The organism is Faecalibacterium sp. AF10-46 (genome assembly GCF_003604105.1).
Lineage (GTDB): Bacteria > Bacillota > Clostridia > Oscillospirales > Ruminococcaceae > Faecalibacterium > Faecalibacterium taiwanense.
On sequence record NZ_QVGY01000008.1, the window covers coordinates 16,727 to 29,016 of the forward strand.

Genomic DNA, 12,290 nt, shown 5'->3' on the forward strand with positions numbered 1-12,290 from the left:
GGAAAGGATGTTGTGTTATAATGGAAAAACAGCATAAAGACGCAGTATGGGTGCCCCATGCCGAGATCGAGCCGGAGGTATGCGGCAAGGGCGTAAAGCGCCGCATTCTGGCCTACAGCAAGGATGCGATGTGCGTGGAAAATACCTTTGAGACCGGCGGTGTGGGTGCCATGCACTGCCACCCGCACACGCAGGTCACCTACATCGTTTCCGGCCGCTACCGCTTTACCATCGGCGACGAGACCCGCGAGGTGGGCCCCGGCGACACCCTGCTCAAGCAGGACGGCGTGATGCACGGCTGTGTGTGTCTGGAAGGCGGCGTGATGCTGGACTTCTTTACCCCCATGCGGGAGGACTTTGTATAACACCTGCATCTGCAGGGAAGAAAAATAAGAAGGAGAATCATAAACCCATGAAAATTGCACTCATCAACGAGAACAGTCAGGCCGCAAAGAACGGCATCATTGAAACTGCCCTGAAAAAGGTAGTGGAACCCATGGGCCACGAGGTGGTCAACTACGGCATGTACGCCGCCGATGACGCCGCCCAGCTAACCTATGTGCAGTGCGGCATTCTGGCTGCCATCCTGCTGAACAGCGGCGCAGCCGATTACGTCATCACCGGCTGCGGCACCGGCGAGGGTGCCATGCTGGCCCTGAACAGCTTCCCCGGCGTGATCTGCGGACATGTGGAGGACCCTGTGGATGCCTACACCTTTGCCCACGTGAACGACGGCAACGCCGTTGCCATGCCGTTTGCCAAGGGCTTCGGCTGGGGCGGTGAGCTGAACCTTGAGTACTGCTTCGAGAAACTGTTCGGCTTCGGCCACGGTCAGGGCTACCCCAAGGAGCGCGTGGAGCCTGAGCAGCGCAACAAGAAGATCTTGGACGGCGTGCGTGCCGCTACCTTCAAGCCGCTGATCGAGTGCCTGAAGAGCATCGATCAGGACCTGCTGAAGGGCGCTGTGGCCGGTGCAAAGTTCAGCGAGCTGTTCTTCGCCTCCTGCAAGGACGAGGAGCTGGCAGCATACGTCAAGACGCTGCTGTAAGAGGATGCTGCTATGGGCTGGCTTTATCATCTGAACGCAGGCATTACCCATGGACTGGAAGGCTTTCTGGAGACCGCAGTGCCCATGATCGCGGGCCTTGCCGAAGTGATCGGTCTGTTCATCATCGTCACCAGTCTTATCAAGGCCACCTACCACTATGTGCAGGCGACCTTCTTCCATGACCACCATGATTTCCACCACGAGATGAGCAGCGGCCTGACCACGGCGCTGGAATTCCTGATGTCGGCGGAGATCGCAAAGACCTTCCTTTTGCAGAATCTGGAGTCGGTGGTGCCGTTGGCTGCCACCTTTGCACTGCGCGCCATGATGAGCTTGATGCTGCACTGGGAAATGCAGGGCGGACACCGCTCCGGCCGCAAAAAAGCGGAAAACGACACAGAAGCGGAGAAGAATGACTAGTGCGCAGCTGAAAACAGAGTTTTGCCAAACTTTTGCCGTGATAACTTTCTTTGCGTTGTGAAAAACGTAAAACCTTGACATGAGCCCTTGACACTTTTGCACAAAGGGACTATACTCTTGCCATCGAAAGCAAAGGCGCTGACGGAAGAGATTCCGCCAGCGCCTTTTGTGTTTTCGGGGATATTGCCGCTCGGGGGAAGATAGAGGGTCTCCTGAGTGCAAATGAAGCGTTCCTGCGTGCGATCGGCACGGGGAACACCGCACACGCCAAAAGGTTCTGGTGGCCTTGCGGCATCACATTCGTGGGAGGTATGGAAAGTTATGTTCAGCTCCATCAACACCTGTTGGACGCTCGTGGGAGCGTTCCTCGTCTACTTCATGCAGGCGGGCTTCGCCTTGTGCGAAGCCGGTTTCACCCGTGCCAAGAACACCGGTAATATTCTGATGAAGAATATGATGGACTTCTGCATCGGCACCCCGTGCTACTGGATCATCGGCTTTGGCCTGATGTTCGGCGGCACCGGCGCACTGATCGGCGGCTTCGACCCGTTCATTCAGGGCGATTACAGCCATCTGGGTCTGGATATCCCGCTGTGGGTCTACATCGTGTTCCAGACCGTGTTCTGCGCAACGGCTGCCACCATCGTTTCCGGCTCCATGGCCGAGCGCACCAACTTCAAGGCTTACTGCGTTTATTCTGCTGCGATCTCGCTGGTGGTCTACCCCATCTGCGGCCACTGGATGTGGGGCGGCGGCTGGCTGCAGAGCATGGGCTTTCATGACTTTGCAGGCTCTGCAGCAGTCCACAATGTGGGCGGTGTCATCGCTCTGCTGGGCGCATGGATGCTGGGTCCCCGCATCGGCAAGTACGACAAGAACGGCAAGCCTCACGCCATTCCCGGCCACAACCTGACCGCTGGTGCTCTGGGCGTGTTCATCCTGTGGTTCTGCTGGTTCGGCTTTAACGGCGGTTCTTCTCTGAGCCTTGCCACCGACGAGGCCATGACCATGACCGGTCTGGTCTGCTTCAATACCAACCTTGCTGCAGCCGTTGCCACCTGTGTGACCATGATTTTTACATGGCTGCGCTACGGCAAGCCCGATGTCTCCATGACCCTGAACGGTTCTCTGGCCGGTCTGGTGGCGATCACTGCAGGCTGCGATACCGTTTCTCCGTTCGGCGCATTCTTCATCGGTTTTGTGGCCGGCTTGCTCGTTGTTCTGAGCGTTGAGTTCTTCGATAACATCGCCAAGGTGGATGACCCTGTTGGTGCAGTTTCCGTCCACTTTGCAAACGGCGTGTGGGGCACTATTGCGGTGGGCCTGTTCTCCACCGGTGCCAACACCGAGCACGCAGGTCTCTTCTACGGCGGCGGTCTGGCACAGCTGGGCACCCAGCTGCTGGGCCTCGTTACCGTTGACATCTACGTTGTCGTTGTGATGTTCATTATCTTCAAGCTCATCGATAAGTTCATCGGCCTGCGCGTTCCCGCAGAGGTGGAGATCGACGGTCTGGATATCCACGAGCATGGTCTGGCATCCGCTTACGCTGGTTTCTCCATCTCCGATGCAAACTCTGCTGCCATGGTGCCCAACGAGAACACCGACCTCGGCGAGGACGATGTGACCAAGGCCACCGACAAGCAGATCAGCGCTGCCGTTCCTGTGGTGCGCGAGCCTTCTCCCGTGATCCACGATGGCGTATACGACACCGGCATGCACAAGGTGTCCATCATTGCAAAGCTTTCCAAGTTCGATCAGCTCAAGACTGCCCTCAACGATCTGGGCGTTACCGGCATGACCGTCACGCAGGTGATGGGCTGCGGCATCCAGAAGGGCACTTCCGAGAAGTACCGCGGCGTGCCTGTGGATACCACCCTGCTGCCGAAGATCAAGGTGGAGGTGATCGTCTCCAAGATCAGCGTGGACGCTGTGGTGGAGGCCGCCAAGAAGGCACTGTACACCGGACACATCGGCGACGGCAAGATCTTTGTGTACAACGTGACCCGCGTGGTCAAGATCCGCACCGGCGAAGAGGACTTTGCCGCCCTGCAGGATGTGGAGTAAAGCTCCGATCCGAAATCTCTAATGGCAACCAGATCAAAGGCCCCGCTTCTGCGCACAAAGGAGCGGGGCCTTTGGCCTGCCAGAGCAAAAACAACAGCTGCCGTGTGTCGAAAATTGCACACGGCAGCTGTTTGTGTTATACTGGATGCGCTGCCCTTTCCCCAATCTGGCAACAGGGGGAGGTGAAGCGGATGCCTGCAATTTTAGTCGACTTTCTCGTGGCTGTTGCAGCACAGGTGACGGCATATTACCTGTGCAAGTGGCTTAACAACCACCATAAGGGCAAGTAAGCACAAAAGAACCCCCTTGGAGCGGCAACTCCGAGGGGGTTCGCTTTTGGTGAGCCGATGCAAGATTGCAATCTCAATCAACTTTCTCTACCCTTATTATATGCGGCTGCACAAAAAAGTCAACCCTGCGCGGAAAATTTTGATTTTCTGCATCTTTCACTTGATTTTTGACCCGGAGCGTGCTACAATCAGCGTAGTTTCATCCTGTAAAAGCGATGATGCGGACAAACTGAGTTCCAATCTCCATGATGCAGAGAGGGCTGCCCCGCAAGGGCGCTGCAAGCAGCCTGTCATGTGCCGGAGCTCTACCACCGCAGAGCGCAGAGGAGAACCTCTGCCGGGTGCGCCCGTTACAGCACAGCGAGTGGCGTGCAGAAAAGCACGCAATTCGGGTGGAACCGTGGAACGTTTCTGATTTTTTCAGGCGCTTCATCCCGTGAGTAAGTGTGCGGGATGAAGCGCTTTTTTGTTTTACTTTATCTGTCAAAGGAGCAAACATTATGAAGATCATCTATAAGGACGGTCATGTGGACGAGTGCCCGCAGGATCAGGAACTGCACGTTATCCGCCACACCGCAGCCCACATCATGGCGCAGGCCATCAAGCGCCTGTATCCGCAGGCTGACTTTGCTTTCGGCCCTGCCACCGAGAACGGCTTCTACTACGATGTCGATCTGGGCGACCAGAAGCTCAGCGACGAGGATCTGGCAAACATCGAAAAAGAGATGCGCAAGATCGTCAAGGAGAATTTGCCCATCAAGCCCTTCATCCTGCCCCGCGCCGAGGCCGTGAAGCTGATGGAAGAGCGCAAGGAGAACTACAAGATCGAGCACATGGCTGATCTGGCCGATGAGACCGAGTTCAGCTTCTTCCAGCAGGGCGAGTACGTGGATATGTGCATCGGACCCCACCTGACCTACACCAAGGCGCTGAAGGCCTTCAAGATCACCCAGCAGTCCGGCGCATACTGGAAGAACGACAAGGAAAACAAGATGCTCACCCGCATCAATGGCGTGGCCTTCCGCAATCAGGAAGAGCTGGATGCATGGGAGAAGGAGCAGCAGGAGGCTCGTGAGCGCGATCACCGCAAGATCGGCAAGGAAATGGGCCTGTTCATGACCGACGATCTGGTTGGCCGCGGCCTGCCCATGTTCCTGCCCGCAGGCTACACCGTCTGGCAGGAGCTGGAGAACTATATCAAGGAGAAGGAGCGTGCACGCGGCTACCTGCACGTTATGACTCCCTGCATCGGCACTGTGAACCTGTATAAGACCTCCGGTCACTGGGATCACTACCGTGAGAACATGTTCCCCGCCATGGAGATGGAGGGCGAGAGCTATGTTCTGCGCCCGATGAACTGCCCCCACCACATGATGATCTACGCAAATCGTCCCCATTCTTACCGTGACCTGCCCATGCGCATCGGTGAGATCGCCCACGATTTCCGTTACGAGTCCTCCGGCACCCTGAAGGGCATCGAGCGCGGCCGTCACTTCTGCCAGAACGATGCTCACCTGTTCTGCACCCCGGAGCAGATCAAGAGCGAGGTCGCAAACGTGTGCGACCTGATCTTTGAGGTGTACAAGGACTTCAACATTACCGATTACCGCTGCGTGCTGAGCCTGCGTGATCCTGCCGATAAGAAGAAGTACCACGACGATGATGCCATGTGGAACCATGCAGAGCAGGCCCTGCGCGAAGTGCTGACCGAGCTGGGCATCCACTTCACCGAGGAGATCGGCGAGGCTGCCTTCTACGGCCCCAAGCTGGACGTGAACGTCAAGCCCGCCGTGGGTGCCGAGTACACCCTGTCCACCTGCCAGCTGGACTTCTGCCTGCCCGCAAAGTTCCACCTGACCTACGTGGACAAGGACGGCACCGAAAAGACCCCCGTGGTGCTGCACCGCGCCATCCTGGGCTCTCTGGACCGCTTCATGGCTTACCTGATCGAAGAGACCAAGGGCAAGTTCCCCACCTGGCTGGCTCCCACGCAGGTCAAGGTGCTGCCCGTCTCCGAAAAGACGCTGGACTACGCCGAGGGCGTGACCGAAAAGCTGGTGGAAGCCGGTGTCCGTGTTGTGCTGGACGACGACAACCAGAAGATCGGCTACAAGATCCGCGAGGCACAGCAGGTGGACCGTGTGCCTTATATGCTGGTTCTGGGTGCCAAGGAAGCCGAGGCAGGCAACATCTCTGTGCGTGACCGCAAGGGCGAGACCACCACGATGGAGCTGGATGCATTCATCGCAAAGGTGACTGCCGAGATCCGCAACCGCAGCCTGTAAGCAGACACTGCAAAACACAAAGCGCCGCTTTCCCGGCAGGGGAGAGCGGCGCTTTTTTTGCTGCAGCGAAACGCCAAAGGCCGCTGCTCAAATGGAAACAGCGGCCTTTGGCGTTGGATGCTTTATAAAAAGGGGATCAGGCGTTTTCCTTCTGGACGCTCTTGACGGCCAGAGCTTTGGCGGGCTTCATCAACAGCACGCACACGCCGTTGAAGAGGATCGAACCCACGATGAAGGTGATGAAGAACTGGGGCAGGTGGGTGGCCAGAGCGGTGGTGTCGATGCAGGCCACAGTCAGGTAGGCAAAGCCCACGTTGTTCAGCACCTTGGGTGCGTAGGGGTGCAGGATGATGAGGATGAACAGCACCACGGCCAGCGGGATGAGGAAGCCGAAGAAGCCGCCCAGCACCGGGGTCAGGGCCGTGATGGAAAGCAGAGCGATCACAGTGAGGATCAGGCCTACAAGACCACCCAGCTCAACGGTGACGAAGCGATCCTTCACATCGCCTTCCAGCGTGAACATCATGATATTGCTCAGGAAGATCAGCCAGCTGTACTCCAGGCCGGTCACATGGATGATGGCATTGGCGATCAGGATCCACACCAGAAGCATCAGGCGGAAATACAGCAGAAAGCGCTTGGTAACGGCTTCATTCATGATAAAATACCTCTTTCTTGGTCGTATTGGAAAGCTTTGCTTTCACTAAAAGACGCTTTTTGACAGGTAAAACCTGCAATGATATCGCCATTATACAATATTTACATGGCAAAAACAATACTTTTGCAAGAATAAATTGCATATTTTGGAAATTTTGACTTGCAGAATGCCTCGGAGGGCGGCAACCTCGCCCTCTCCGTCATTGCTTGCGCAATGCCACCTCTCCCAAAGTGAGAGGCCTTGGCAATCCACGCAAAGTATGCGGTTCCGCCAGAGGCTCCCCCTTTGAGGAAAGACTTCCCCCGCGCCGGGACAGATTCTCCCCGGCCGGGGAGAAATGTCACCATAGGTGACAAAGAGGGGAACGGATGTCGTGCAGCGACAAAAGGGGGAATCTGGCGCGTTAGCGCCTGAGAGGGCGAGCACGGTAAAAATAAGCTGGAATAATGGCACAGCGGAGCCATTTCAAATTGTTTTTCTGTCCAAAATGGAGTATAATGAGACAATAAATATTCTGCCGCAGTTGCGGCCTGAACAGGGGGAGGAACCTTATATGAACAAACCGGTACTGGTGGTCATGGCGGCTGGCATGGGCAGCCGCTACGGCGGCATGAAGCAGATCGACCCGGTGGGGCCGAACGGTCAGGTGATCGTGGATTATTCCCTTTACGATGCCCGCCGCGCAGGCTTTGAGACGGTGATCTTTGTTATCAAGCATGAGATCGAGGATGCTTTCAAGGCAGCGATCGGCGAGCGTGTATCCAAGGCCATGAACGTGAAATATGCCTTCCAGCAGCTGGATGAGCTGCCCGCAGGCTTTGCCGTGCCGGAGGGCCGTGTCAAGCCCTGGGGCACCTGCCACGCCGTTCTGGCTGCAAAGGACCTCATCGACGGCCCGTTTGCAGTCATCAATGCCGATGATTATTACGGCCCGGAGGCCTTCCGGGTGATGTATGATTACCTATCCACCCACGAGGACGGAAGCTATTACGATTACTGCATGGTAAGCTACCTGCTCCGGAACACTGTCTCCGAGAATGGCAGCGTGGCCCGCGGCGTATGCGTGACCGAACCCGACGGCACCCTGCACAGTGTGACCGAACGCACCCGCATTGAAACGTACGAAAACGGCGTACACTTCACCGAGGACGGCGGCGCAAGCTGGACCGACCTGCCCGGCGATACCCCGGTGAGTATGAACCTGTGGGGCTTTGGCAAAAGCTTTCTGGACGAAGCCGAGCAGCGCTTTGCGGGCTGGCTGACCGAAAATCTGCCTAAAAACCCGCTCAAGTGTGAGTATTTCCTGCCGCTGGTGGTCACGGAGCTGATCGAAGAGGGCAAGGCAAAAATTCAGGTGCTGCGCAGCACGGATAAATGGTACGGCGTTACCTACCGTGAGGACAAGCCGCTGGTGGTGGAAGCCATCGCCCGCAAAACGGCAGGGGGCCAGTACCCGGAGAATTTGTGGGCATAAACTAAAAAAGAGACGGCTGATCGTTCAAATCGGCCGTCTCTTTTTCTTTAGTCACTTATTTCGTCTGGGGGGGGGGTAAGAGCTGCATCCTCACAGGAGAAGATCCAGATGGTCTCATCAATGTGCGTTCCGCTCTTGGAATAGGGTGTCACCTTGACGCAGAAGGTGGTGCCGTCGGTCTTTTTATAGGTGCGCTCCACGATGTCACCGGTCAGGACCTTGCTGCGGATATAGTTGTAATCCAGCAGGTCTGCCAGACTCTCGCGGCAGGCGGGTTCCACCAGCGTATCACGGTACTGCTGCAGAACGGCGATATAAGAGCCGCCGGAGACATCCAGAATTTTCTGGAAATAGTCCGGGACGATCACGCCGCGCATACGGTCGGTCTTCAGATCCACAACGAACACGCTCTGGTACTTGGGGGCAAGGACCCGCAGGAAATGCTCGGCATCCCGCTTTTCGGTCAGGGTCTGCTCCAGCTTCTCGTTCAGGCCCCGCAGCTGGCGCTCCTGGCCGTTGCGGGCATAATAGGCCTGCTTGTCCTGCCGCATGGCAGCTTCGGCCTGATTCATGGCATCGTCCAGCCGGTGCAGGTCGTTGGTGTTCTGGATGCCCACCGAGATCTCGTACTCCTTCTCGCGCAGGAAAGCACGCATCCTGTCCACAGACACCCACACACTGTAGGGCGGCTGGTTCGGGGTGAGGATCACGAATTCGTCACCGCCGATGCGGTAGATGCGGCTGGAAGCAAAGAACTTGCGGGCCGCATTGGAAATGCAGCAGAGCATGGCATCGCCGCTGCGGTGGCCCAGATGGTTATTGATCTCGTGCAGGCCCACCACGTCGATGTAGGTGCACACCATGGAGTCGTATTCGCTGGACTGCAGCGTCCGCAGATCGGTCTCAAAGAGGCTGCGGTTCAGCAGGCCGGTCAGGGTGTCGTGGCTGTAGGAGAAGTCCAGCTCCTCGCTGAGATGGTCGGCCTGTGCATCCTCACGCACCACCACGGTGGCCCAGGGGTTCTGGGCGCAGCAGTTGCGGCAGGGCAGAAATTCCATGGTGATCCACACGAACTGACCGGACACGTTTTTGCGGAAGCGGTAGGCCTCCGGCTGCTGGGTGCTGAAAACAGCGGAGCGCAGGGTCTCCAGATCGGTCTGGTCGGTGAACATCTCCGCGTCGTCCGGGTGGATCACCTTATTCGTCACCATGCGCTCACAGTAAGCGGCAAAGTCCTCCTCAGTGTCCGAACCCGCACCGGGCAGGCGCGGGTCCCGCTTGATGACCCGGTATTCGCCGGTGGAAAGATTCAGCAGGGAAAGCTCCAGCACATTGTCCGCAAAGATCTGGTAGGCCTGCAGCGCCAGTGCGGTCTGCTCGCTGTTGGAGATGGGGACCCGGCGGTCACGGCGCATCAGGTCGCGGCGCATATCCCAGTAATCCTCGCTGTTGGGCTGGGCCAGCAGGGCCTCGGCGTTCTCCACCGGCATGGGCTTGTAGAAATAATAGCCCTGCGTATACAGGCAGTCGGCGGCCTGCAGCATGGAGACCTGCTCCGGCGTTTCCACGCCTTCGGCGATGATGGGCAGATTCAGGCGGTGGGCCATATCCACCACCGATTCCACGATCTGCACGCCCTTGCTGCGGTTTTGCTGGTTCATGTCGATGAGCTTCATGTCCAGCTTGATGGCATCCACGTTGGTGTCCTTGAGCATATTCAGCGAAGAATAGCCGCTACCAAAGTCGTCCATCATCACAGAGAAACCTTTGCGGTGCAGGCCCTGGATGGTGTTTTCCATCAGAGAAGCGTTTTCGGCCAGCATGGTCTCGGTGATCTCGGCCAGCAGGAGCTTGGGCTCCAGCTGATACTTTTCCACAAGGTTGGAGAAGATCTGCGGCACATCCAGATTGACGATATCCACCACAGAAACGTTCACAGATACAGGCACAAGATTGCTGCCGCTCTCCTGCCACTTGTGCAGGGTCTTGCAGACAGACTCCCAGATGTACTGATCCAGCTGGGTCACAAGGCCGGTGCTTTCCAGCAGGGGCATGAACTCGGCCGGGGGCACGCAGCCGCGGGTGGGATGGTTCCAGCGCACCAGTGCTTCCATGCCCACGATGGCGCGGGTCATGCTGTTGCACTTGGGCTGCAGAAAGAAGCAGAACTCGTGATTTTTCAGGGCGAGCTCCAGCTCGCTCAGCAGCTGACGCTGCTTCTTGAGACGGCTGAGCATGGCCGGAGTAAAGCGGTGCATCCCGCCTACGGCCGGGCTGGGGTCTACCGATGCGATCTGTGCATAGCTGCACAGGGTTTGTGCGTCAGCATCTGGATGCTCGGCCACAGGGCACACACCAAAAGACAAGAAGGAGGTAACGCCCTGCCTGTAGTCGTTCACGCAGGTCTGCAGATGGCTGATGATGGCCAGCTGCTGTTCTTTGTCATCCGGCAGGCAGAGCACAAAATCGTCGCTGCCGAGGTAGCCCACCGGAGAACCGGTCGCCTTGCTGTGCTCCAGCAGAAGGGCTGTAAGAGACAGCAGCAGGCTGTGCGCCTGCTGAGAACCGTACAGCTCAGTATACAGTTTAAAATGCTCGATATCGATGGCGGCAACACACCAGTTCTCGCCTTTGTGCTGCGCCAGAAACTCCTGCAGCTGCTGCAGGAAGTCGTCTTTGCGAGCGATCTGTGCAAGTGCATCGGGTTGCGGTGCGCCGACATTTTCATTCAACTTCAGTTCTTCGAACATGATAAATCCCTCGCTGTTGGATGTTTTCGACAAAATGTGGCATTCTATAAAACAGTATAGCACGATTTTAAACCTTTGAAAATAGATATTTAAAACTTTGCGGCAAAAAAGAACGGAACGCTGGACGGGTCCGGAAGGCGGGGCATAAAAAGACCGCTGCATTCCTGTGCAGCGGTCTTTTGGGCAGCGGTCTCAGGCATCCTTGCGGGTGTCGGAGCCGTTTTTCTTCGGTTCTTCTTCAGGGCTTTCCCGGCGGGCAAGACCAAGGCGCAGGGCCTTGAGGGTGGTCTTTTTTACGCCATGCTTCAGGCCGGGGAAGGCGCGCAGCATACGGCGCGGGCCAACGATGCGGGGGGTGCGCAGCAGCTGGGCCTGCATTTCATCGCTGCGGGCCTGCAGCTCCTCGGCCAGCTGTTCCAGACGCAGCAGCTCGGCAGCGCGCTCTATCGTGCCCTTGGCGGCCAGCTGTGCAGCCTTGGCGGCTTCGGCCGTGTTGAGCTTGGCGATCTCGGAAGCATGCTTTGCCGCCTCGCGGGCCTCAGCGGTCTTGGCACGGACGGCGGCCAGCGTTTCACGCAGGGCACGCTTTTCCGGTGCGGCTTCGCGGGCCTCGGCGGCGGCAAGCTTGAACTGCAGGCGCTGCTCGTCCAGCTTCTGGTCGGCGTTCAGGGTGGTGGTGCCCAGCAGCTGGGTCATGGCATCGCTGACGGCATGGATACTGTCGGCCAGCTGCTCCATGGCATCCAGCGTCTTGGCCAGACCGGAGGCGGCAAAGGCCGTAACGACTACGTCTGCCGCGTAGACTGCATAGAGCACACACATAACGACAAAGCCCACAAAGGGCGGGACCATATCCACAAGACCGGCGACGACCGGGTGGACGATGCGCATGACCACCAGCGTGCCCACGCCCCACAGCAGGCTGAATTCCAGACAGATATAGCCGCCAATGTTGAAGGGAAAGTCGCTGTAGTCCCACCAGCGGGTGTGATAGAGCTTATACAGTGCCCAGCCGCCTACCAGTTCCAGCGCACTGGGCAGGATGACACCGCCGATGTACAGCAGCAGGACGCTGCCCTGCAGAGGGGTCAGGGCGAACAGCACGATGACCATGCCGAAGCCGTAAATGGGGCACACCGGGCCGTTGAGAAAGCCGCGGTTCACCAGCTGACCGGTGGTGGCGGCGGCAAAGATGACCTCCAGACACCAGCCGGTGCAGGAATAAATGAGGAAGAAGGCCAGCACATGATACAGCGAAAAGCCGCATACTGTGGTGGTCGTGAGAAAGTTGAGCATAA

At 57.6% G+C, this 12,290-nt stretch carries 9 protein-coding genes; 6 read left to right on the forward strand and 3 right to left on the reverse strand.

Annotation, left to right across the window (positions count from 1 at the left end):
- Positions 1 to 20 precede the first annotated feature (20 nt).
- From DWV57_RS09440 to thrS, 5 genes are all read left to right on the forward strand, one after another.
- Complete coding sequence (locus DWV57_RS09440; RefSeq protein ID WP_005938337.1) at positions 21 to 365, forward strand: cupin domain-containing protein; 345 nt, start codon at positions 21 to 23, stop codon at positions 363 to 365.
- A 47-nt stretch (positions 366 to 412) separates the two neighbouring features.
- A complete protein-coding gene (locus DWV57_RS09445; protein WP_005938339.1) occupies positions 413 to 1,048 on the forward strand; it encodes an RpiB/LacA/LacB family sugar-phosphate isomerase in 636 nt (211 codons plus the stop codon).
- Between the two features lie 12 nt (positions 1,049 to 1,060).
- A complete protein-coding gene (locus DWV57_RS09450) occupies positions 1,061 to 1,468 on the forward strand; it encodes a DUF1622 domain-containing protein (protein WP_120020624.1) in 408 nt (135 codons plus the stop codon).
- A 321-nt stretch (positions 1,469 to 1,789) separates the two neighbouring features.
- The gene (locus tag DWV57_RS09455; RefSeq protein ID WP_097781013.1) at positions 1,790 to 3,535 is read left to right on the forward strand and encodes an ammonium transporter; all 1,746 of its coding nucleotides are present in this window, start codon (positions 1,790 to 1,792) and stop codon (positions 3,533 to 3,535) included.
- 790 nt (positions 3,536 to 4,325) lie between these two features.
- Positions 4,326 to 6,110 carry a threonine--tRNA ligase gene (gene thrS / locus DWV57_RS09460; protein ID WP_005938348.1) on the forward strand — a complete coding sequence of 595 codons (1,785 nt, stop codon included), beginning with the start codon at positions 4,326 to 4,328 and terminating at the stop codon, positions 6,108 to 6,110.
- Between the two features lie 136 nt (positions 6,111 to 6,246).
- Here thrS and DWV57_RS09465 read toward each other — a convergent pair whose 3' ends face one another.
- Complete coding sequence (locus tag DWV57_RS09465) at positions 6,247 to 6,768, reverse strand: hypothetical protein (protein ID WP_118528542.1); 522 nt, start codon at positions 6,766 to 6,768, stop codon at positions 6,247 to 6,249.
- 553 nt (positions 6,769 to 7,321) lie between these two features.
- Between DWV57_RS09465 and DWV57_RS09470 the strand changes: the two genes are divergently transcribed.
- On the forward strand, positions 7,322 to 8,242 hold the full coding sequence (locus DWV57_RS09470; RefSeq protein WP_118528540.1) for a sugar phosphate nucleotidyltransferase: 921 nt from the start codon (positions 7,322 to 7,324) through the stop codon (positions 8,240 to 8,242).
- A 47-nt stretch (positions 8,243 to 8,289) separates the two neighbouring features.
- Here the strand turns inward: DWV57_RS09470 and DWV57_RS09475 are convergent, their stop codons facing one another.
- Together DWV57_RS09475 and DWV57_RS09480 are read right to left on the reverse strand one after the other, a co-directional pair.
- A complete protein-coding gene (locus tag DWV57_RS09475) occupies positions 8,290 to 10,992 on the reverse strand; it encodes an EAL domain-containing protein (RefSeq protein WP_120020625.1) in 2,703 nt (900 codons plus the stop codon).
- A 192-nt stretch (positions 10,993 to 11,184) separates the two neighbouring features.
- Entirely contained in the window at positions 11,185 to 12,288 is a 1,104-nt protein-coding gene (locus DWV57_RS09480; protein ID WP_120020626.1) for a putative ABC transporter permease, read from the reverse strand.
- Between the last annotated feature and the right edge of the window lie 2 nt (positions 12,289 to 12,290).